Below are 21,859 nucleotides of genomic sequence, written 5' to 3'. Positions count from 1 at the left end.
AGAGGCGAAAGGCACCGTCGAGGTCGATCCAGTGCTTTAGGTAGCGGCGCTTGTGGGCCCTTTCGTGACGCTGCGCCTCGGAGGAGGCGGCGTGGCGGACCCGGGCGCACTCGGCCCGGAACTCCTCGAGCGAGGCGGCCTCGGCCAGGACCAGCAGACCCTCCTCCGACTCCGGGTCCAAGGCGGCCGCAAAGGCCAGGTCGATGACCTCTTCTTCGGTCAGCGCTCCGGAGCGGAAGGCCTTGTCGGTCTCGGGTAGCCCGGGGAGCAGGTCGGCGACCTCGAGCATGTGGCACTGGTGCGAGATGTGGTGCCGGCAGTCGCGGCCATGAAGTGAGCGGTTGATTTGTAACCGGTCTCGTACCAGGCCCTGCAGTCCGCCAGCTGCTTTCCGGCCAGCGCCTTGGCCGCGTGCATCATCCTCTCGCCGACACAAAGCCTCTCGTACAGCTCCAGGGACTGGGCCCGGTCCAGGCCCGAGGCGTCGAAGCCCTCGACGAAGGCCTGCAACTGGCTGAGGATGTTCTCCAACCTTTCGAACATGTGCTCGATGGTAGTGACCAGGGGTGACAGAAAACGGCTTGATGGGGAACCTTCGAAGAATTTTCTAAGGCGTCCGGAACCCGTATCCCGCAGCCTTCAACTGGGTGATCAGGCCCGGAAGCGCCGCCACCGTCTTCGAGCGGATGCCTCCCCCGTCGTGAAGCAGGATCACCGAGCCGGGCTTCACCTCCTCCATCACCCGCTGCTGGATCTCCTCCGGCGAGGGACCTTTGAAGTCGCGGGGGTCCACCGACCAGCCCAACATCCGCATGTTCCGGGAGGTAGCGGCCGTTATCACCTTGTCGTTGATCGACCCCCCCGGCGCCCGGAAGAAGCCGGGGGCCACGCCCGACAGCGACCGGAGGTAGAACGACGGGGAGCCGACCTCCAGGTCGATCTCCGCCCGGGGTTTGCTCTTCAACCCCTCCGGGTGGGTCTCGGTGTGGTCGCAGAGCATGTGGCCCTCGGCGACGATCAGGGCGATCAACTCCGGGTACTTCCTGGCCTGCCTTCCGACCACGCAGAATGTCGCCTTGATGCCCTCTCGCTTCAGGTTTTCGAGAATCGGCACCGTCCAGCGGGGGTCGGGGCCGTCGTCGAAGGTGAGCGCCACCACGGGGGCCGCCTCCGGGGCCGCCGGCACCATCGCCACCGTGTTGGTTCTGGAGATCACCTCTCCGCTCCGCGAGCCCTTCGCCACCTCGTCCATGCCGTTTTGCCCCGGGTTCCACAGGCGGTGCTCAACCTCGGGGAGGCCGGACGGAATGACCACCTTCTCGACCTCGACCTTCTCCCAGGCGTCGGGGCCGTTCTCCGCCCTCACCTGGTCGTTGGCTCTAAGCTCGGTCGACCGGTTGGCCGGATCGCCGTTAACCCAGAGGCCCGGCGGGTTGAAGTTGCGCTCCAGCAGCAACCCCTGTCCGGCCGAGTAGAGCGCCCCGTCCTTCACGTCTACCCCGGCCAGGCCCAGCGCCTCGTCGACCGGCGTCCGGTCGAAGACCGACACGGTTCGGCCGTTGACCTGCACGGCTACCGACTGGCGGGTCCCGGCCGTCGCAAAGATCGCAAGTGCGGCGCCGAGCAGCGCCAGAGATCGGCCCCAACGCTTCAGGCGCCGGGGCGTTGTTCGATGCATCACGTGGGCCATGGGCGATCCTAGATTTCGAGAAGGCGCTGTTACCGACCCGGGATGCGGGTATCCGGGGGACTAGAAGTGTCCCACCGTCAGGTCACCATTTTAGGTCTTTCCTAGGACTTTCGACCCCAGGCAGTACACGGTGTACGGGCGCCCGAGCATGGGCTGGGCGACGTTGCGCACGTCGATTCCCTTGGCGGTCAGGCCCTTCTCGCTGCCCCCGTGGGCGTGGCCGTGGATGGCCAGGTCGGCGCCTGCCGAGTCGATCGCCTCCGCCATCAGGTAGCTCCCGAGGAACGGGTAGATCTCCAGCCGCTCCCCGACCAGGGTGTCCTCCACCGGCGAGTAGTGCAGCAGAACCACCTTGTAGTCGGTGTCCAGTGAAGACAGCTCTTTGAAGATCCGGTCGGAAAGCGCTTTGGTGTGACGTATGAAGGCTTTCATCTCCGGCTCGCCGAAGTCGCTCCCGCACGCGCCGGCGAAGCCCCCTCCGAACCCCTTGGTGCCGACGACCCCCAGCGTGCAACTGCCGATCTGCAGGACGCTCGACTCACCCTCCAGCACGGTCACCCCGGCCTCCTCGAGCAGCTTGCGGATCTCGTCCTGTTCGTCGCAGTGGTAGTCGTGGTTCCCGAGGATCGAGATCACCGGGATGCTGACGTCTCGCAGCTCTTTGGCCAGCACCGCGGCCTCCTCCGCCAGCCCGTGGCGGGTGAGGTCCCCGGCTATGAGAAGCACGTCGGCCTGCTCGCCGATGGTCTCCAGGTGCGGGCGCATCGTGCCGGCGCTGTCGTGGCCGAAGTGGACGTCGCCCACCGCCGCGATCCGGATCACGGCAGCATCTCCACGTTCGGGTCTGCCAGCTCCGTAACCGTCACTTCGTTGACGACCGTGCAGTGGGGCAGGAACTCGGCGGCCACCTCGGCGATGGCGTCCCGCCGGTCGGGGGTCGAAACCTTGCCGTGCAGGAACACCTTGCCCCCGGTGATGCTGACGTCGATCCCGAGCTCACCGGTGCGGTCGTCGCGCGCCAGCGCGTCGCACAGTTTGGCGGCGTCGTACTCGGAGCAGCTCACTCGTGCTCGGGGAACGCCCCGGCGAAGATGCGGCGGATGACGGAGTCGGGGACCGGGAGGTCCTTGGCCTGGGCCAGGAGGAGCATCGAGAGGAACATCCGGGGGCCGCGCTGGGCCATCTCCACGAGGTAGTCCCAGTCCAGGTCCTGCCGGGCGATCACGCCGAAGGCGTTGAACCAGTAGACCGCGGTGTCCTCCTTGAACGCCATTGCCTGACTGACGATGAAGTCCTCCGGACTGATCATCTGCACCTTGGTGCCGAGGATCTCCACGACGGTTCCCCGCTCCAGCATCTGCGGCTCGAGATAGAGCGGTCCCGCCATCTCGAAGATCAGGTCGACCGTGATCTTGTCCTTGCGGGCTTTGAACAGCCACTGGGGGAAGGTCTCCTCGGTCTGGTAACCGGCCTCCCCGAACGCCTTCAAAAGTGGTTTGGCCGAGCGGGGGTCGATGATCAGGTCGACGTCGCCGGTCCGGCTCGGGCGGCCCCAGGTGAGGGAGGCCAGGCTCCCGCCGACCAGGTACTGGACGCCGTTGTTCTCGGTGATCTCGATGGACTCCGCCAGGACGCGGCGGAAACTCTCATCCCGATCGGGGTCCGCATCGTGCGTGCGGGACTTGGATTGGACTACTCGCATTGACCGGTTTTACCCGGTTATCCGGCTATTAAGCGACCTGGGACTGCATCCAGGAGCGGATCGCCTGGTCGAGGGTTCCCTGGTCCAGGGCGAAAAGCTGGTGCAGCGACCCGCCGGTGGTGGTGACGGCCAGCCCCTCGATCGCCTGCTCACCCCCGGGCGCCCCGGCGTTTTCCGGCAGCCGTTCGTAGAGGTCCCTGGCCGGCACATCGGCGTATGAACGGTAGAACTCCCAGTACCTCTCGGCCCCGAAGGTCTCCACCAGGTACCAGGCGGCGGCGGCCGAGTAGGCGTACTCCAGGGAGGCGCCCTCCCGGCTGGAGTCGTGCTCGCCCAGGTTGGAGGCCCTGGTCAGCCGCTCGATGTTGATGCCGTCGAACCGGTTCCGGCTGAGGCCGTTGCGCCATATCGACTCCGGACGGGTGCCGGCCAGGTACATCGCAGCCGACTCGCTCACCCAGGCCGGCGTGAAGGGCCGGGTGTACTGGGCGACCGCCAGGTGGCCGAGCTCGTGGCGCAGCGTCTCCAGCGCCGTGCCGTCCTCGTGCAGCTTCTTTGCGTTGATCACCATCTGGCGGCTGAGCACCCGGATGGTGTTGGGCGTCACTTCGTAGGACGTCTCGACCTGGGCAATCGCCGACACCGGGCCGAGCATGGCGCTCGACATCGTCTGGTATTCGGCGTCGTCACGGGCGACCAGGATCACGTACTTGTCCTCGAGCGGGAAGGTGATCTTGCCGTCGAGCTGGGAGCGGGCCTCCTCGGCTTCACGGAGGATGCGGTCGGGGTCGGTCAGCTCGGGACGGTACAGCGCCAGGAAGTGCTCGGACTGCTTGGTCTGGATCGGACCGGAGGCCCAGACCGGCAGCGAGGCGCCGGGCTTCATGCGAGCGGCTCTAACGCTCCACTTGCCGTCGACCTCGGCGAAGTCGTAGTTGAGGGTGATGCGGAAGGAGTTGTCGTCCGGCAGGCCTTCGTACCGGTAGACCAGGTCCACGCGGACCCCGGTCAGCGAATCTCCCTGTTCCTGGAGTGCGCCCCGGTCCAGGCGCATGTCCAGCCCGGTCAGCGGGACCGCCACGGCGCCGATGGCGATGGGCCGTTCGAACTCCTGGGCGGCGGGGGTTGAGGGCTCCAAAAAGCCCTGGATGTCCTTGGCCTTCAAGAGCTCGACGCGTTGGTCGAGGAACTCCTCCAGCCGGTCCGAGACCGAATCCTTTTTGGGAACGACTGCGGTCGGGCTGAAGCAGGCGCCCAGAAGGAACAGCAGGGCGAAAAGAGCTACCGGGAAGCGGAATCTCCCCGAACGGGGTGATTCAGATACGACGGACCAGCGCGACTGCTTTGCCGAGGATCTTGAGGTCGGCCGGAGCCGGGATGGGCTCCATGGTGGGGTTGGCCGGAACCAGAAGGATCCTGCCTCCCTCTCTCCGGAACCGTTTGATGGTTGCCTCAGCTTCGCCTGTCTCCCCAAAAACCTGGGCAGCGACGATGTCGCCGTTCGACGCATCCGACTGTGCTCGGATGACTACCAGGTCGCCATCCAGAATACCCGCGTCGATCATGCTCTCTCCCTTGACGGTGAGCACGAAGTGGTTTGTGTCGGAGATGAAGTCCTTCGGGAACGGGAGGGTCCCTTCGAGGTTCTGTTCGGCCAGCGAGGTGGGCCCGGCGGCGATCGACCCGTAGATCGGCAGGTCAGTCACCGACCGGTCCTCGACAGGCGCCGGCGCTGCCTGAGAGTGGCGGCCCCAGCGGACGTCGATTGCCCGGGGCTTGGTGGGGTCCCGGCGGATGTAGCCGCGGTCCTCCAGGCTGCCGAGGTGGGCGTGCACCGTGCTGGGGGAGCTGAGCCCCACCGCCTCGCAGATCTCTCTCACCGCAGGCGGAAAGCCGCGGGTCTCCACCGTCGCCACGATGAAGTCCAGGATGGCCCTCTGTTTGAGGGTCAGATCGGTTCCGTCCAAAGTCTTCTCCATCAACAGGTCCCTTCCGCCGTGCGGGCCATCTGACCCGGGACAAACATATGTTCGATCGGTGCTTGACTCGAACACATGTTCTCACTACCATCCCAATTATGCAGAACACACGTTCGAAGTCAACGACCTCAGCCGTTTACGGCCGGCCTTCCTCGGCCGGGTGCGCACCTTCGGGAGCCGGAGGCTGGCGGGTTCCGGCCACGGCGGGAGCGATTGCGCCTCCTGCTCCCCAGCTTCGGCTGGTGCCCGGGCGCATTGCGCTTTTCCTCATCGTTCTCGCAACGGTGGCCATGCTGCTGGTTCCGCGGATGGTTTCGGTGGTCTCCAGTGTCTCCGAGCCCCGCACCCACGTAGTCGAATCAGGGGAGACCTTGTGGGCGGTCGCCGGAGAGTACGGCGACGGAGGGGACCCGCGGGCGTACGTCGACGACCTGCTGGAGATCAACCGCCTCTCGTCACCGCAAGTCTTCCCGGGGCAGACCCTGATCCTTCCGTAACCGTTATTTTCGTGCCTGTTCGGGCGCCGGCCGGAAGTTCTGTCATACCCGCGGAGTAGGTTGGGTTCTAAGATGAAAACCCTTAGCCCACTTCCCCCAGTCGAACAAAGGATGTCTTCGGTGACTCCACGGGAGGAAGTGCTTTCTCATACCGGCACGCCTCTGCTTGTGCTGGGCAGTCCGGGAACGGGCAAGACCCGCCTGGTGGAGGAGCGTTACCTTCACCTGGCCACCGCCGGGGGAGTGGACCCGCATCGCATGCTGCTGCTCTGCAGCAACCGCAGCTACTCCATGAAGGCCCGGGAGCGGATTGTGCGCCTCCTTCCGCACGAGGCGTCGGTGGAGGTCCCCGTCTACACCTGGCACGCCCTTGCCTACCACCTGGTCACCCGCTACTACCCGGTCCTCGGATTCTCGGAGCCCCCGGTCCTGTTGACCGCCCCCGAGCAGTGGGGAGCGGTGCGCGAGCTTCTGGAGTCCGAGGACCCGGCCCGCTGGCCGCACTGGGGCGAGCGGCTAAAGGAGCGGGCGTTTGCCGATGAGGTGGCCGACTTCTGCCTGAGGGTCGAGCAGGACCTGCACTCGTCGGAAAGCCTGACCGCCCTGACCAGGACCAAGCCGGACTGGTCGGAGGTCGTCGCGTTTGTCGACGTCTACCGGGCCCACCTCAGGAACCGCTCCCGGATGGACTACGCGCAGATGATTTCATCGGCCGTCCGCCTGCTGGAGCAGGACCCTTCGGTCGCGGCGGCTCTTCGCGAGCGCTTCCCGCACGTGATGGTCGACGACGGGCAGGACATGGGCCAGGCCCACCTCGCGCTGCTCGGGCACCTGCAGACCGCCAACCTGGTGGTTGCCGGGGACCCGGACAGCGGGATCGAGACCTACCGGGGAGCGCAGCCGGACTGGCTCTTCGGGTTCCGGAAGTCGTTCGGCGAGCACCGCACCGTTGTTCTGAACGAAAACCGCAGGGTCGGGGCGCCGCTGGCGGCGGCGCTGGGGAAATTGATCCGGCACAACGACGAGCTGGCCACCCACCGCCCCACCGTCCCTGCCGGCCACCCAACCGAGTTCGAGTGCCGGCAGTACCTGTCGACGGTGGAGGAGGCCTCCTCGATCGCCCGGGAGCTCCGGCGCATGCACGTTCTGGACAAGGTGGCGTGGTCGGACATGGCCGTTCTGGTGTCGCAGCCCCGCTACCTGCTTACGCCGCTGCAGAGGGCGCTCGAGCAGTGCGACGTCCCCTATCAGCCGATGCAGGGGGACCGGCCGCTGGCGCTGGAGCCCGTCGTCAAGTGTTTCCTGGACCTGGTACGGGTCACCCTGGGCGAGGCGACGCCCCGCCTGCTCCCGGACCTGCTTACCTGCCCGCTGGTGGGCCTCGACTACCCCACCCGCCGCGGGTTCGAGAGGGACGCCTGGCGCACCCGCCGCACTCTGGAGGAGGTCGTCTCCGAAGCCCCGGAAGCCGGGGAGCTCACCAAGCTCTCGGAGTTGGTCCGGGAGTTCCAGGGCCAGGCCGACGAGTGCTTCTGGCAGGTGTATTCGCAGTCCAAGTACTACCAGGGCCTCCAGGAGCGGGCTCTGGCCGACCCGCTGGACCCGGCGAACGCAGCTATCGACGCCCTGGTGGCGTTCAGCCACGGCCTGGAGCGCTTCGTCGAGCGCCGGCGGGGCGCCGGGTCGATCGGCGAGTACCTGAACGAGGCGGCTAGAGCCGACTTCGGGGCGGACCCCTGGCTGGCTCCGTCGGCCCGCCGGGCACAGGGCGTGGCCATCTCCACCTTCCACGGCGCCAAGGGCCGGGAGTGGGACGTGGTGGTTGTCGCAGGCTGCCTGGACGCCTGGATCCCAAAGGGCCACCGGGCCCAGGGACTGTTCGACCCGTACCTGCTTCAGATGCCGGATGCGGTCAACCGCGAGCTGGCGGCGGTCTCAGAGGACCGCAGGACCTTCTACGTGGCCGCTTCCCGGGCGCGGAAGCGGGCGATCTTCACCGCCGCGCCGCCCAACGGCGGGCGATCGAAGCCCAGCCGCTTTTTGATCGAGCTTTCGGGCGAAGCCCCCGCCCTGGCCCCTCCCGGGGAGCTCCCGCCTCTCACCCATTCCGAGCTGTCGGCCAACCTGCGCCGGCGCCTCGCCACCCGGAGCACGAGCCAGGCCGAAAAAGTAGCTGCCGTTGTCGCGCTGGCGGAGATCCCGGGGACGGACCCGTCGGGCTGGTACGGCCGGGCCGGCTGGACCGCCGGGGCGAATCCCCTGGTCGACGGGGAGCTTCGCACCTCCTACTCCCGGCTCAGCGTCTTCGAGAACTGCGGGTTGCAGTACGTGCTGCAGTCGGTGCTCGGCCTGGACCCGGCGTCCACCTACTCGATGAAGTTCGGGACCTGGATCCACGCCCTGTTCGAGGCCTGGCACGAGGGCCGGATCTCGGACCCGGGGACCCTGCAGGCCGAGTACGCCAAGATCTTCGACGAGACGATCTTCCCCAACTCCACCATCGCCCGGCAGTTCCACCGGGACGGGCTGAAGATGCTCAAGGTGTTCTACGAGAACGAGGCTGCCTCGGGACCGAACGTCGTCTCCGAGCGGCAGTTCTCCTTCCCTTACGCCGGGGCGGTCCTTCGGGGGCGGATCGACCGGATGGACCTTAAGAACAAGGGCAAGGCGGTGATCCTCACGGACTACAAAACCGCCAAGTGGGCGCCCAGCTACGTCGAGGCGCAGAGCTCCCTGCAGCTGGCCATCTACCACCTGGCCGCCAAGATGGACGAGAACCTGAAGGACCTCGGGGAGCCCCAGCTGGCCCGGCTGGTCTACCCGGGCGCCTACAGCCGGGACGGGTCGCACCAGGTGCTCACCCAGAACGCGGAGCAGGCCGAGAAGGTCATCGCCAAGCTGCCCGACATCATCGCCGCCGTGCGCACCGAGGACTTCCGGCCCAGCCCGGGCGCCGACTGCCACTTCTGCAAGATGCGGCCCCTGTGCCCGCTTTACCCGGACGGCCAGGAGGTGGGCGTATGACCCTCAGGCTGGCAGGTGCGAGCACCGCGGTCAGGGCGGCGATGCGGGGCAACGACCCCACCGACGAGCAGTGGCGAGCAATCTCCCACCCGCCCGAGCCGCTGGCCATCATCGCCGGCGCCGGCAGCGGCAAGACCGCCATCATGGCCGCCCGCATGGTGTGGATGGTCGAGGAGGGGATAGCCCGGCCGTCGCAGATCCTCGGCCTGACCTTCACCAACAAGGCGGCCCGGGAGCTCGAGGAGCGGATCGAGCTCGCCTTCGCCAGCATGGACCCGCCGCCCACCGAGCTCCCCACCGTGTCCACCTACAACTCGTTCGCCGACCGGATCGTGCGCCAGGAGGGGGTCCGGGTGGGGGTCGACCCCGAGTCCTCGCTGCTCTCGCAGGCGCAGACCTGGCAGCTGCTTGCCGAGTCGCTGAACCACGTGGAGCCGTTCGACGCGATCGACTCCCGTTCCATCGCCTCTTTGACCAAGATGGCCCTTGGGCTGGCCGACCAGTGCGCCAACAACTACGTCACGCCGGAGCAGGTGGCGGCGGAGGACCGGCGGATCATCGAGCGGGAGGCCGCGTACGAACGAGACGTCCTGCTGAACTCGGGGCGCCGCTCAGAGCTCGCCCGGGTGGTACGGGCCTACCAGGACCTGAAGCGCAGACGGCGGTGTATGGACTTCGGGGACCAGGTGACCAAGGCGGTGGAGATCCTGGAGACGTGGGAGTCGGTGGCCGAGGGGCTCCGGCAGCGGTACCCGGCCATCCTGCTGGACGAGTACCAGGACACCAACGTCGCCCAGCGGCGGATGATGCAGGCGCTTGCGCCGCACGGCAGCAACGTGACGGCGGTGGGCGACGCCCGGCAGAACATCTTCCAGTGGCGCGGGTCCACGTTGTTCAACCTGATCGACTTCCCGCTCAAGCACTTCCTGCGGGCCGGCGGCGAGTCCCATCGGTACCTGTCCCTGTCGGACAACTTCCGGAGCGGGTCGCGGGTGGTCGAGGTCGCCAACGCAGTCATCGACCGGGTCGCCCCGGATCGCCGCCCCGGGCAGCCGCTGGCATCCGTGCCCTCCAACGGGGAGGGGTTCGTGGGAACCGCGCTGCTCTCCGACCAGCGGGCCGAGGCCGAGTTCATCGCCGGGGAGATCCTGAAGTTCCACGGAAAGGCTGTGGCGCCCGGCCGGCCGGTCACCGGCTGGAAGGACTTCGCCGTCCTGGTCCGGCGCAAGTCCCACATGGGCATTCTTTATTCGGTCCTCAAGGACCATGAGATCCCTGTAGAGGTCGCCGGGCTGGGCGGGCTGCTCCAGGTGCCGGAAGTCATGGACACGGTCTCCTGGCTTCGTCTGGTGGCCGAACCGGGCCCCTCGAGCAACCGGTGGCTGGCCCGGATCCTCCTGGGCCCCCGTTTCCGTATCCACTACCGGGACCTGGCGGTGCTCGCTCGCTGGGCCGCCGGGCGGACCCGGGACCTGGCCGAGACCAAAAAGAAGGAGCTTCCCCACGCCGAAGGGATCGCCGTCCCGGACGAAACCGACTTCGAGCCGGACGAGGTGGCGTTCTCGCTGGTCGAGGCCCTGGACCACCTCGAGCTGATCCCCGAACTTCCCCCGGACGTGCTGGAGCGCCTGCTGCGCATGCGATCCGAGCTCTGGGAGCTTCGGGCCGACGCCGGCGCGCCGCTGCTGGACCTGGTCCAGCGGATCGTAAGCCTCACCGGCATCGCCGACGCCCTGGCCGCCAGCCCGAGGCAGGACGCTGCGGCCTCGATGGGCAACCTGCGCCAGTTCGTGAGCCTGGTCGCCAACTTCGCACCGATCTCGGGGGAGCCTTCGCTGGCCGAGTTCCTCGAGTACCTCGATGCCGCCGAGGACGCCGAGGACACCATGGAGCTGGAGGTGACGCCGGCCGACGACTCGGTCAAGCTCACCACCGTCCACGGCGCCAAGGGGCTGGAGTTCGAGGTGGTCTTCGTCCCCGGGGTCGCCGCTTCGGAGAACGCAAAACAGGAGAAGGTGTACTCGATCTTTCCGGACGAGCGGGCCTCCAACCCGATGATCAGCTACGGCCAGCTTCCGTACGGTGTCCGGGAGGACGCCCAGCACCTGCCGAACCCCCTTACCGAGGACGCCAAGGGCAACGCGGTTCTCAAGAAGAAGGCCCAGTTCACCCGTGAGCTGAAGGAGCGAGCGGTCGAGGACGAGCGCCGGCTGTACTACGTTGCCCTCACCAGGGCCCGGCAGCGTCTCTACGTGACGGCGTCCTGGTGGTACGAGCGCCAGCGCAGGCCGCACGGTCCATCGATCTTCTTCGAAGAGGTTGCCGCTCTCGACGCGGTCGAAAACCTGGTCACGGCGGAGCAGCCGGACGAAAGCCCGTTGATGGCCGAGCTGCAGGCTCGAGCCGTGTGGCCCCCGGTGGTGCGCAACCTGTTCGAGTCCACCCCGGCCTTCCCGCACGGGCCGGTGGATGCGCTGGAGGATCTCCTCGCGGGCCGGCGCACCCCAGACGAGCTGTTCGAGGCCCTGGACTCCGAGGAGCGGGCCGCCGCCGAGAGGATCCTTGCCGACCACCGCCGCACGATTGCCGCTCTGGGATCAGGCGCCGAGGAGGAGGCGCGGTTTGTAAATACCGAGGAAAAAAGCTTCTCGTTGACCGCAAGCCAGGCGGTGGCCCTGGCAGCGGGTCGGATCACCGACCGCCAGCTTTCCCGGCCCCTTCCCCAGCGGCCCTCGGGAGCGGCGCGGATCGGTGTGGAGATCCACCGCTGGATCGAGGAGCGGGCTCGCGGCCTAACCGGACTGGCCGACGAGGAAGGTCTTGACGCCGCAGGTTCACACGTGGATGCCGGCCGGCTCGCAATGCTGAAGGCGGCGTGGGAGGAGAGGTACTCATCCCGTACCCTCGCCACGCTCCCCGGAGGTGAGCCGATGGCGGAGCTGCGGTTTGTCCTGAAGGTCGGGGACCAGCTGGTGAGGGGGCGTATGGACGCCGTCTACGAAAACCCGGACGGCGGGTTGGAGATCGTCGACTTCAAGACCGGCGACCGTTCCGAACACCCGGACCTGGACCAGCTGACGGTCTACGCCGCCGCATTAAGGAAGTTGAACATCCCGCTGGGCGAGACCCTGCGGCTGACTTACGCCTACCTGTCGAGCGGCGAGTCGCTGTCCCGGGAGATCGAGGTGGGGGAGATAGACGCCGCACTGGACCGACTCTCCGCCCGGCTGTCCGGGTCGCTTTGACTGCGCACGGGATAGTCTTCCTTTCATGCTGATAGGCGCACACGTAGGGCAGGAGGACCCGCTCGGCGACGCGAAGGCCATGGGCCTGGACGCCGTCCAGATGTTCCTGGGGGATCCGCAGAGCTTCTCCAAGCCGGACCCGAGGCCGGACGCCGAAGAATTGAAGGCGAGCGGGGTGCCGATCTACGTCCACGCTCCCTACCGGCTGAACCCCTGCCACCCTTCGCCCCGCATCCGGGTGCCCTCCCGCAAGACCCTGGCCCAGACCGTGGACGCTGCGGCGGCCATCGGAGCGGCCGGGGTGATAGTTCACGGGGGCCACGCCGAGGACAACGTGGAGGAAGGGTTTGTCCGGTGGTGGAAGGTCTTCGAGGAACGTCAGTTCCCGGCCCGGGTTCTGATCGAGAACACGGCGGGGGGCGACAACGCAGTTGCCCGTTACGTCGACCAGATCGCACGGCTCTGGGAGAAGCTCGAAGGCTTTGAGGTCGGCTTCTGCTTCGACACCTGCCACGCCCATGCGGCAGGGGAGGACCTGGTGGACGTCGTCGAGAGGGTGCTCAAGGTCGTGGGGACCATCGACGTGCTCCACTGCAACGACTCCCGGGACAATCCGGGCACCGGCGCCGACCGCCACGCCAACATAGGCAAGGGCAAGATGGATCCCGAGGTCATCCGGGCGATGATCGACGCCTCCAAGGCGCCGGTCCTGATTCTGGAGACGCCCTGGCCGGGCGTCGTCGAGGATCTGGAGTGGGTCCGCGCGGGGCTGGCGCAATAAAACAATCCGCCCGCAGCAAGAACTTACCCCCATTCGATTGCCTTACCTACGGGCGATTACATAGAGTGGGTCTGTAGTGCAGTTTTTCTGTTTTAGAGAATTTCGGCCGCATGGCCAAATGGTCCAACAACGAATCGGAGGTAGACGTTGAAGCTTAAGAAGGGGCTTATCTCACTCCTAGTCAGCGCGATGGTCGCAGCAATGCTGATCCCGACCGCGGCTGCAGAGAACAACTGTGACGCAAACGGCCCGGGACAGGACGAAACCGGTTGCGAGCAGGCATTTGACCTCGTCAGCGGCGACACCGGCGACAGCGGCGACACGGGCGCCGGCGGCGCAGGCGGCGATTCCGGCGAAGGTGGAGCCGGCGGCGACGGTGCAGGTTCCGGCTGGGCGACCGGCGGCAGCGGTAACGGCGGCGGCGGCGGCGCAGGCGCCGGCGGCGACGGCGGTTCAGGCGGCGGTAACGGTGGCGCAGGCGGCGGCGGCGGAGCAGCCGGCGGCAGCGGCGACTACTCGGGCGCAACCACCGGTGGCGGCGACGGCGGCGGTGGCGCAGGCGGCGCAGGCGGCGACGGTGCATGTGACGGCAGCGCCAGCGATGGCGACTCCGCAGGCTGCAACGGCGCAGGCGGCGGCGACGGCACCGGCGGCGCAGGCGGCGACGGCGACGGCGGAGAAGCCGACACCGGCGACGGCGGCGACGGCGGCGTTGGCGGAGACTCGGGCAACGCCGGCAACGGCGGACGTTCCGGCGCCAGCGGCGACACCGGCGACAGCGGCGAAGTTTGTGCCGATGCCGACAACAACAACGACTGCTAACAGCTTCGGACAGCTTTAGCCGGGGAATCACCGGCCCAGAGCAAACAAAGCCCCCGCTTGCGAGCGGGGGCTTTGTCGTTGGCGGGATGTGCGTTTGGGCAATGCGGCGGCAAGGCGTCGATGCCGTAAGTGGGTGAGGTCTAGAACGCTCGGACTAGGCCGGCGAGAGGCTTACTGCTGTTCGGCTGTCTGGGACTGCGAAGGTTCGTCCGGTACGGGCACCTCGGCCTCGCCGCGCCCCGCTGAGGAGACTGCGGCGTCGGCAACCACGGCCTCGGCCGGGCGAACGCCCGCCTTGGCCGCTTTGCGGGCCCTCTCCTCGGCCATGAACACCTCGGCCTCCTCGGGAGTGGGGGCGGTGCCACCAAGGTGGGCGGGCAGCCACCAGCGGTCGTCGTCCCCCGCCGGCTTCTGTGGGTACTCCTGCTGGGCCTCCTCGAGTTGCGCAGTGATCGCCTTCATCAGGCGTTCGGTGGCCTCCCGGGGGTCGTCGCCGGCGCTGAGCTCGAGCGGCGGGCCGATCTTCACCAGGATCGCCACCCCCCGCTGCATGTTCCGGGGGCGGCCTTTGGTCATGATCCGGTGCGACCCCCACACGGCGACCGGCAGAATGGGTGCTCCGCTGGCCTGCGCCATGCGCACCGTTCCGGTTTTGCCCTTGGACGGGACGAACGAACGGTTGATGGTGGCCTCGGGAAACGTCCCGACCACCTCTCCCCGGCGTAGGGCCTCGACCGCGAGATCCAGGGCCCGCGCGGGATCCTTGTGGCGGTCGACCGGGATGTGCCGCATTCCCCGCATCAGGGGACCGGCGACGCCGTTGTCGAACACCTCCTTTTTGGCGAGGAACCGAACCCAGCGTTTGCGCTCGAAGACGCAGGCCCATGCGGAGAAGACGAAGTCCAGGTAACCGGCGTGGTTGATCGCCAGGATCGCCGGGCCCTCGGTGGGGACGTTCTCGGCGCCGGTGATCGTCACCTTCCAGCCCATTGAGAGCTGGAGGGTTTTCGCCAGGCGAATGACTGCGGGGTAAACGGGCTCCTTCACGGCCTGAATACTAGGTGACCTTTGACTCTTACGCAGTTCTAACCCCGCCCTTGGATGCTTCTTACGTGTGGCCTATCCAATAATGGGCAACTAAAGCTCGGCAAAACCGCCGATCCGGACGCGCCGCCCGGCACTGAAACTCAAGGAGTTCGCATGACTGACCCAAGCCCCTCTGCGCCCGCACCTGCCCGCAGGCGCTCCCCACTTCTCCTGCTGGCGGTGCTGCTGGCAGGACTGCTTGCCGGAGGCCTGCTGACGCAGTGCACGATCGAGTCGGGCGGCGGCGGTAACGGAAACGACACCGAGGTCCTGCCCCGGGCGCAGGACGGCGACGAGCCGGCCCGTGAGCCCGAGGAGGGCTCGATCCCTGCAGTTGTCGAGAAGGTCAGTCCTTCGGTGGTGGCGATCTTCACGCAGGGGCTGTCCACCGACTTCTTCTTCGAAACCGTCCCGACCCGCGGCGCAGGAACCGGAATTGTCGCTTCCGAGGACGGGCACATCCTCACGAACGCGCACGTCGTGGAGGACGCCCGGGAGATCCGGGTCCTCTTCACCGACGGCGAGGAGCGCACGGCAGAGCTGGTCGGTGCGGACACCGACACCGACCTGGCGGTGATCAAGGTCGATGCGGACGACCTGAAGGTTGCGTCCTTCGGCGACTCGGACGACCTGGTGGTGGGCCAGTCGGTGGTCGCCGTCGGGCAGGCGCTCGGCCTCCGGGGCGGCCCGACCGTCACCTCCGGGATCGTCTCGGCGTTGGACCGGTCCATCCGCACCCAGGGCGCAGTGCTCGACAGCCTGATCCAGACCGACGCCGCCATCAATCCGGGCAACAGCGGCGGCGCCCTGACCGACATGGCGGGCAACGTCGTGGGGGTCAACACGGCCATCGCGGGCGACGCCCAGAACATCGGGTTCGCCATCGCGATCACCCCGGCCCGGGCGATCGTCGAGCAGCTGATCGCCACCGGGCGGGTCATCCACCCGTTCCTTGGGGTTCAGATGGTCGGGCTGTCGCCGGCAATCGCATCCCAGAGGAACATCGACATGGACGAAGGGGTGCTGCTGGTCGAGGTGGTCCCCGGGTCGCCGGCGGCGCAGGCGGGTCTTGAGGCGGACGACGTCATCACCGAGATCGACGGAGAAGAGGCCGTAGCCCCGGGCGACGTCTCCAAGGTCATCAACTCCAAGAAGCCGGGGGACAAGGTGGAGATCACCTTCAACCGCGGCGGGGACTCACGAACCGTGACGGCAACCCTGATCGAGCGTCCTCAGGAGCAGTAAGGACCCTATTCGTTCGAAAACAGCGGCAGGTTGGCGCCGCTTGCCGGGAGCAGGTCCAGCCCCAGCAGGCCGGTGATCAGCCTGCCGACGTCGTCGGGTCCCAGGCCCGGCTTCAGGTGGGGAGCGGCTTCCCGCAGCATCTCGGTGTCGACGGCCCCCGGGCTGATGCACACCGCCGCGATGTTGTGGGGTTTGCCCTCCACTGCGAGAGCCTCCGTGACCCCGACCACCCCGTACTTCGATGCGTTGTACGCCACCAGCCCGGGGAACTTCTCGGTGGCGTAGACGCCGGACAGGGAGGCGATGGTGATGATGCGGCCCCCGCCGTGGTCTTTCATCACCGAGAACGCCTTCTGGCAGCAGAGAAATGTCCCGGTCAGGTTGACGCCCAGGCTGCGCTGCCACTGCGCTGCGGTAAGGCCTTCGAACGGACCTTTGACGGTCACCCCGGCCGAGCAGACCAGGACCGAGACATGCCCGATCTCGGCCGCTGCGGCGAACAGCGAGTCGACCGAAGCGGGGTCCGAAACGTCGCATACCACCGCCGTGGCTCTGCCTCCCGCCGCGGTGATCTCCACCTCGACTCCGGCTATCGCCCGCTCGTTGGTCGACGCCACCACGACGTGGGCCCCGGCCCCGGCCAGCGCGATGGCGGTCGACCGGCCGATGCCCCGGCTGGCTCCCGTGACAACGCCGACCCGGCCATCCAGCCAGCTGCTCAAGCCGTCACCCCGACGCCCGACCGGCGGAACGCCGCCCGGCGGGCCAGGAGGATCAGCGCCCAATACGCAGTCATGCCGATCACGACCGAAGGCACGAACAACTCGGGGCGTCGGACCAGCAGCAGGACCACCAGCAGGAACGTGTGGGTGCCGAAGCACAGGGCCGAGTTGGCGACCATGAACGGCTTAGCCGCGTACCAGGCGTCGCACCGGGGGTCCTCGGCCCGCTCGGGGAACCCGATCCAGGTCCGCTGCGCCCTGTCGAACCTGGCGATCAGCCGGTCCTGCCAGCCGAACCAGCCCTGGTAGACGGCCGCCATGAACCGGGTGGCCCGGTCGGCGGGCTCGACGGGAGCCTCCCGCTCGTCCAGCCGGCTCGTCGACCTACCGCCGGCGATCCGGACGTAGTGCAGGTGGTGGAAGTTGAAGTAGGAGCACTGCAGGAACAGGCACAGCCAGCCGGCCACGGCCCAGGCGGCCGCCGCCCAGGGGGCGGTTCCCCCCTTCGCCATCACCCAGGCGCAGGCGGCGATCCAGGCGGTGAAGGTCACACCGTCGCCGACGGTGTCCAGGAACCTGCCGAACCGGTGCCCGGTGCCGGTCATGCGTGCGACCGCGCCGTCGGTTGCGTCGAAGACGTCCTTCAGGTGAACCAGGACCGCGGCCGCGACGAAAGCGCCCGAGCCGGGAAGGCCGGCGATCAGCCACGCTGCAGTGAGCCCGCAGCCGATCGACAGAGCCGTCGCCACCTCGTGGCGGATGTGGAGCCGGTAGAACGCCTGGATTACCAGCCGGTAGTAGGGGATCCAGAGGGTGCTGATGTTCAGGTAGCGGTAACCCCGGGGAATCTTGTGGCCCTCGCCGGGCTCGGCGGTAGAGTTCATGGGCGACGCTAGACCGTGCGTCTGCGCTCGGCCCAGTTCTTGTCGGTCTCCTTGACGACGACCCGGTACAGCGACCCGGCCGGCAGGTGGCTCTCCAGGCGCTCCCAAAAGGTGTCGGCCATGTTCTCGGCGGTCGGGATCTTTCCCTGCATCCACTCGACGTCGACGTTCAGGTTGCGGTGGTCGACGTCCTCGATGATGCGTTTCTGGATCACGTCCGAGAGGATCTTGAGGTCCATGACGTAGCCGGTCTCCGGGTCGATCTCACCGGCGACTGTCACCTCGAGCGTGTAGTTGTGGCCGTGGCCCGACGGGTTGGAGCACTTGCCGAAGACCTCGCGGTTCTGCTCGTCGGAGTACTCCGGGTTGAACAGCCGGTGGCCGGCGTTGAACTTCTCCCGGCGGGTGACGAGGACGGTCAACTTCCGTCCCGGACCAGCGCCATGAACTCCTGCCGGGTGCGGGCGTCGTCCCGGATCGCGCCGTGCAGCGAAGAGGTCACCGTGCGGGCGCCCGGCTTTTGGACCCCACGAAGCGACATGCACATGTGCTCCGCCTCCAGGACCACCCCCACGCCCTTGGGGTTCAGGTGCTCCTGCAGGCAGTTGGCGATCTGCTCCGTCAGCCGCTCCTGCACCTGCAGGTCGCGGGCGAAGTGCTCCACCACCCGGGCGAGCTTGGAGAGGCCGACGATGCGGTCGTCCGGGATGTAACCGACGTGTGCCACCCCCACGAACGGCAGCATGTGGTGCATACAAAGCGAGTGGAACTGGATGGAGCGGGCCAGGATCAGCTCGTCGTAACCCTCGTTGGGGAACGTGGTGAACTCGAACTCGATAGGCGTGAGCATCTGGGCGTACGCCGCAGCGACCCGGCGCGGCGTCTCGTCCAGCACCTCGTCGGTGGTGTCGTACCCCAGGGCTTCGAGAAGCTTGCGGGTGGCGTCCTCGGCCGCTTCGATGTCGATGCCGGGGCCCGCCGGGACCGCGCGAAGCAAGCGATGAGTGCTCTTGCTCATCGCACCACAGCGCTACTCGGCGAGGATTGCGTCAACTTCCTCCTGCGATCGGCCTTTGCCGAGAAGCCAGTCACGCATGAACTCCTTCTCCTGCTCGGGGTTGGGGCCGGCGTCTCCGTAACGCTCTGAAAGGGCGTGGGCAACCTCGATGAGGTTGGCCTCCAGCTCGGCCATGTCGGGGGTGGGGTCGACCTGGTGGCTGTGCCCGCAGTCAGGCCCGTGCACGTGTCCGGTCTCGGCTTCGGCGTTGATGGCCTCCACGAGGCCCGCCTCCATGCTGCCGTCCCACACGAACTCCGGGCCGTCGCCGCCGCCGCCGTCTGCCTGCTGGTGAATGATCTCCACGTCTTCTCCGTATTCTCCGGCTTTACCGGCCGGCGGAACCCAGCAGGCTCGAAAAGCATCGGATCGCCCAATCGTACTATCAAAAACCCCAACCTCAGCCGCCCGGGATGTATTCCGCGCCGCCTCGGCGACCTCCACGAAATCTCCACAAGTCGTGCTCAGACCGCCAGAATTCTTCGCCTACGCTTGACCCCATGAGAGACAAACAAGGATTTGAGCATTTGCTCAGTTTTCTGAGTGCTGCGAGCATTTACTTAGATGATTAGAGCAAGGCGTCACTCAAAGAAGATCATGGTGGGCAATGTGCCGATCGGCGGCGGCTCTCCTATTGCCATCCAGTCGATGTGCACCACCAAAACCGACGACATCCAGGCCACCCTGATCCAGGCCCACGCACTGGCCACCCAGGGCGCCGACATCGTCCGGGTTGCGGTGCCCCACCCGGGCGACGCGGCAGCGCTGCCGTTGATCGTGCAGGAGGCCGGGGTCCCCATCGTGGCCGACATCCACTTCTCGTTCCGGCTGGCCATAATGGCGCTGGAGGCCGGCGTCGCGGGCCTCAGGCTCAACCCGGGCAACATCCGGGACGCCGACCAGATCCGCACCATCGTCAAAGAGGCCGCCGACCGCGGCGTTCCCATCCGGGTCGGCGTCAACGCCGGGTCGCTGGACAAGCGCCTGCTGTCGAAGTACGGGGGAGCAACCCCGGAAGCGCTGGTCGAGAGCGCCCTCCACGAGGTCAAGATCCTGGAGGACATCGGATTCACCGCCATCAAGATCTCGGTCAAGCACCAGAACGTCCCCCAGATGATCGACGCCTACCGGCTGCTGGCCGAGGCGTGCGACTACCCGCTGCACCTCGGCGTCACCGAAGCAGGGCCCCCGCCCTACGGAACGCTGAAGTCGGCCATCGGCATCGGGACCCTGCTCTCCGAGGGGATCGGGGACACCCTCCGGGTCTCCCTGACCGCCGACCCGGTGGAGGAGGTCAAGGTCGCCAAGCAGATCCTGCAGACCCTGGGCCTGCGCCGGACGACCTTCGACCTGGTCGCCTGCCCCTCGTGCGGACGGGCCGAGATGGACGTCATCGAGCTCACCCGCCAGGTGCAGGAGCGCCTGGAGAAGATGAACCTCCCCCCGATCCAGATTGCAGTCATGGGCTGCGAGGTGAACGGGCCGGGAGAGGCACGTGACGCCGATGTGGGCATCGCCGCCGGCCCGGGCCGCGGCCTGCTGTTCTCCCGGGGCAAGCAGCTGGGCTGGGTCCCCGCCGACAAGATGGTCGACGCGCTTCTGGACGAGGCGGTCAAGGTCGCCACCGAGAACGCCGCACTGGAAAGCGCCGCCGCCAAAGAGCTGGCGGGCGCCGCGGCCGTAAAACCGCTGCCCGAGGCCGTGGCCGTGGGATCGGACTCCAAGAATGGCTAAGAAGATTCTTATCGCTGCTCCCCGCGGCTGGTGCGCCGGCGTCGACCGGGCGGTGGAGATCGTCGAGAAAGCCCTGGAGAAGCACGGGTCGCCGGTCTACGTCCGCAAGCAGATCGTCCACAACCTCCACGTGGTCCGGGGCCTGGAGGCCCGGGGCGCCGTCTTCGTGGACAGCGAGGAGGAGATCCCGGAGGGTTCGGTGTGCGTCCTGAGCGCCCACGGCTCAGCCCCCACGGTCTACGCCAACGCCCGCAACCGCAACCTAACGTTGATCGACGCCACCTGTCCGCTGGTGACCAAGGTGCACGTCGAGGCCCAGCGGTTCTCCAAACAGGGCAAGACGATTGTCCTCATCGGCCACAACGGCCACGAGGAGGTCGACGGGACCTTCGGGCAGGCGCCGGATCGCACGATCGTCGTCCAAAACGCCGAGGAGGCCGCGGCCCTTGAGGTCACCGACCCGGAGAACCTGGCCTTCGTCTCCCAGACCACGCTTTCAGTCGACGAGTCGCAAAGCGTCGTCGGCGCCCTTCGGAAGAAGTTCCCGCTGATCGTCGGGCCGACCAAGGACGACATCTGCTACGCCAGCCAGAACCGGCAGGTCGCAGTCCGCAAAATCGCCGGCATGTCCGACCTGGTACTGGTAGTCGGATCGGCCAACTCCTCCAACTCCAACCGTATGGTCGAGGTCGCCCGGGAGGCGGGGGCGGAGTCGTACCTGGTTGAGAACGAGGCCGGCATCGACCAGTCGTGGATCGACCGGGCCGAGACGATCGGAATCTCGTCCGGCGCTTCGACCCCGGAGGTTCTGGTCGACCGGGTAATCGCCCACCTTGCAAGCCAAGGAATCGTTGAGCTCGAAGAAGTAAGGGTGGCCACCGAGGACATCCGTTTTCCCCTGCCGGCAAGCGTCTCCTAGAGAAAGCGAACGAACGTTGATATTCCACCGAGACCGCATAAAGATCGCGACTGCTCAGGAATTTGATGTGATCGACATCACTGCCGACGTCGAGAAAGCCCTGATCTCCTCGGGTGTCGAGGAGGGCTACGCTCTGGTCTACTCGCCCCACACCACCTGCGGGCTGCTGGTCAACGAGAAGGAATCCGGGCTGCTCAAGGACATAGACTCGACGATGCAGCGGCTGGTCCCCTCGGGCGACGGTTACCTCCACGACGACTTCACCGTCCGCACCGAGAACATGCACCCCGACGAGACCAAGAACGCCCACGCCCATCTTCGGTACCTGATGGCCGGCCGGGTGTCCGAGTACATCCCGGTGAGCGAGGGTGCGCTGATGCTCGGCGAGTGGCAGCGAGTAATGTTTGTTGAGTTCGACCGCGCCCGGGACAGGGAAGTCCTGATCCAGGTCTGCGGCGTTTAGTCCCCGTTA

At 67.2% G+C, this 21,859-nt stretch carries 22 protein-coding genes and 1 pseudogene; 9 read left to right on the top strand and 14 right to left on the bottom strand.

Annotation, left to right across the window (positions count from 1 at the left end; all coding sequences use genetic code 11):
- From VFV09_04885 to lexA, 8 genes are all read right to left on the bottom strand, one after another.
- Positions 1-289, bottom strand: a 289-nt coding sequence (locus VFV09_04885; GenBank protein ID HEU4867048.1) for a hypothetical protein, incomplete at its 3' end; no start/stop codon positions are given.
- A complete protein-coding gene (locus VFV09_04880) occupies positions 220-543 on the bottom strand; it encodes a hypothetical protein (GenBank protein HEU4867047.1) in 324 nt (107 codons plus the stop codon). The genes VFV09_04885 and VFV09_04880, both read right to left, overlap by 70 nt.
- A gap of 64 nt (positions 544-607) precedes the next feature.
- Positions 608-1,690 carry a polysaccharide deacetylase family protein gene (locus tag VFV09_04875; GenBank protein HEU4867046.1) on the bottom strand — a complete coding sequence of 361 codons (1,083 nt, stop codon included), beginning with the start codon at positions 1,688-1,690 and terminating at the stop codon, positions 608-610.
- Between the two features lie 90 nt (positions 1,691-1,780).
- Positions 1,781-2,512 (bottom strand): metallophosphoesterase, encoded by a 732-nt coding sequence (locus tag VFV09_04870; protein HEU4867045.1) that lies wholly within the window; start codon positions 2,510-2,512, stop codon positions 1,781-1,783.
- Entirely contained in the window at positions 2,509-2,754 is a 246-nt protein-coding gene (locus tag VFV09_04865; GenBank protein ID HEU4867044.1) for a BON domain-containing protein, read from the bottom strand. Before VFV09_04865 ends, VFV09_04870 begins: the two co-directional genes overlap by 4 nt.
- Entirely contained in the window at positions 2,751-3,392 is a 642-nt protein-coding gene (locus tag VFV09_04860) for a nucleotidyltransferase (protein ID HEU4867043.1), read from the bottom strand. The genes VFV09_04865 and VFV09_04860 overlap by 4 nt, the downstream gene beginning before the upstream one ends.
- A 28-nt stretch (positions 3,393-3,420) precedes the next feature.
- The gene (locus VFV09_04855; protein HEU4867042.1) at positions 3,421-4,557 is read right to left on the bottom strand and encodes a hypothetical protein; all 1,137 of its coding nucleotides are present in this window, start codon (positions 4,555-4,557) and stop codon (positions 3,421-3,423) included.
- Between the two features lie 151 nt (positions 4,558-4,708).
- Positions 4,709-5,371, bottom strand: coding sequence for a transcriptional repressor LexA (gene lexA / locus VFV09_04850; protein HEU4867041.1), 663 nt, complete (start codon positions 5,369-5,371; stop codon positions 4,709-4,711).
- Between the two features lie 98 nt (positions 5,372-5,469).
- Between lexA and VFV09_04845 the strand changes: the two genes are divergently transcribed.
- The 5 genes from VFV09_04845 to VFV09_04825 all read left to right on the top strand — a co-directional run bounded on the left by VFV09_04845 (position 5,470) and on the right by VFV09_04825 (position 13,740).
- A complete protein-coding gene (locus tag VFV09_04845; protein ID HEU4867040.1) occupies positions 5,470-5,868 on the top strand; it encodes a LysM peptidoglycan-binding domain-containing protein in 399 nt (132 codons plus the stop codon).
- Positions 5,869-5,988: 120 nt separating this feature from the next.
- Positions 5,989-8,892 (top strand): ATP-dependent DNA helicase, encoded by a 2,904-nt coding sequence (locus tag VFV09_04840; GenBank protein HEU4867039.1) that lies wholly within the window; start codon positions 5,989-5,991, stop codon positions 8,890-8,892.
- Positions 8,889-12,137, top strand: a complete 3,249-nt coding sequence (locus tag VFV09_04835; protein HEU4867038.1) for an ATP-dependent DNA helicase — start codon at positions 8,889-8,891, stop codon at positions 12,135-12,137. The genes VFV09_04840 and VFV09_04835 overlap by 4 nt, the downstream gene beginning before the upstream one ends.
- Positions 12,138-12,162: 25 nt before the next feature.
- A complete protein-coding gene (locus VFV09_04830) occupies positions 12,163-12,918 on the top strand; it encodes a deoxyribonuclease IV (protein HEU4867037.1) in 756 nt (251 codons plus the stop codon).
- A gap of 147 nt (positions 12,919-13,065) precedes the next feature.
- Entirely contained in the window at positions 13,066-13,740 is a 675-nt protein-coding gene (locus tag VFV09_04825) for a hypothetical protein (GenBank protein ID HEU4867036.1), read from the top strand.
- A 330-nt stretch (positions 13,741-14,070) separates the two neighbouring features.
- Here the strand turns inward: VFV09_04825 and VFV09_04820 are convergent.
- Positions 14,071-14,787, bottom strand: a pseudogene (locus tag VFV09_04820) (lysophospholipid acyltransferase family protein).
- 153 nt (positions 14,788-14,940) lie between these two features.
- On the opposite strand from VFV09_04820, the gene VFV09_04815 reads away from it, so the two are divergent.
- Positions 14,941-16,071 (top strand): trypsin-like peptidase domain-containing protein, encoded by a 1,131-nt coding sequence (locus VFV09_04815; GenBank protein HEU4867035.1) that lies wholly within the window; start codon positions 14,941-14,943, stop codon positions 16,069-16,071.
- Between the two features lie 5 nt (positions 16,072-16,076).
- On the opposite strand, the gene VFV09_04810 is transcribed toward VFV09_04815, so the two are convergent.
- The 5 genes from VFV09_04810 to VFV09_04790 are packed head-to-tail and all read right to left on the bottom strand — an operon-like array spanning position 16,077 to position 19,040.
- Positions 16,077-16,793, bottom strand: coding sequence for an SDR family NAD(P)-dependent oxidoreductase (locus tag VFV09_04810; protein HEU4867034.1), 717 nt, complete (start codon positions 16,791-16,793; stop codon positions 16,077-16,079).
- Positions 16,790-17,677, bottom strand: coding sequence for a CDP-alcohol phosphatidyltransferase family protein (locus tag VFV09_04805; GenBank protein ID HEU4867033.1), 888 nt, complete (start codon positions 17,675-17,677; stop codon positions 16,790-16,792). The genes VFV09_04810 and VFV09_04805 overlap by 4 nt, the downstream gene beginning before the upstream one ends.
- A gap of 8 nt (positions 17,678-17,685) precedes the next feature.
- On the bottom strand, positions 17,686-18,099 hold the full coding sequence (locus VFV09_04800) for a 6-carboxytetrahydropterin synthase (protein HEU4867032.1): 414 nt from the start codon (positions 18,097-18,099) through the stop codon (positions 17,686-17,688).
- Entirely contained in the window at positions 18,096-18,695 is a 600-nt protein-coding gene (gene folE / locus VFV09_04795) for a GTP cyclohydrolase I FolE (GenBank protein HEU4867031.1), read from the bottom strand. Before folE ends, VFV09_04800 begins: the two co-directional genes overlap by 4 nt.
- A gap of 12 nt (positions 18,696-18,707) precedes the next feature.
- Positions 18,708-19,040 (bottom strand): hypothetical protein, encoded by a 333-nt coding sequence (locus tag VFV09_04790; GenBank protein HEU4867030.1) that lies wholly within the window; start codon positions 19,038-19,040, stop codon positions 18,708-18,710.
- Between the two features lie 258 nt (positions 19,041-19,298).
- Here VFV09_04790 and ispG point away from each other — a divergent pair, with 258 nt between their 5' ends.
- From ispG to VFV09_04775, 3 genes are read left to right on the top strand one after another with little or no spacing between them, the layout of a single operon-like run.
- Positions 19,299-20,468, top strand: a complete 1,170-nt coding sequence (gene ispG / locus VFV09_04785) for a flavodoxin-dependent (E)-4-hydroxy-3-methylbut-2-enyl-diphosphate synthase (protein ID HEU4867029.1) — start codon at positions 19,299-19,301, stop codon at positions 20,466-20,468.
- Complete coding sequence (locus tag VFV09_04780; GenBank protein HEU4867028.1) at positions 20,461-21,387, top strand: 4-hydroxy-3-methylbut-2-enyl diphosphate reductase; 927 nt, start codon at positions 20,461-20,463, stop codon at positions 21,385-21,387. The genes ispG and VFV09_04780 overlap by 8 nt, the downstream gene beginning before the upstream one ends.
- Positions 21,388-21,403: 16 nt before the next feature.
- Positions 21,404-21,850, top strand: coding sequence for a secondary thiamine-phosphate synthase enzyme YjbQ (locus VFV09_04775; protein HEU4867027.1), 447 nt, complete (start codon positions 21,404-21,406; stop codon positions 21,848-21,850).
- Positions 21,851-21,859 lie beyond the last annotated feature (9 nt).

This window comes from Actinomycetota bacterium (genome assembly GCA_035759705.1).
Lineage (GTDB): Bacteria > Actinomycetota > CADDZG01 > JAHWKV01 > JAHWKV01 > JAJCYE01.
Note: the sequence above shows the minus strand (reverse complement) of the source record. Positions and strands in the feature narration are given on the sequence as shown.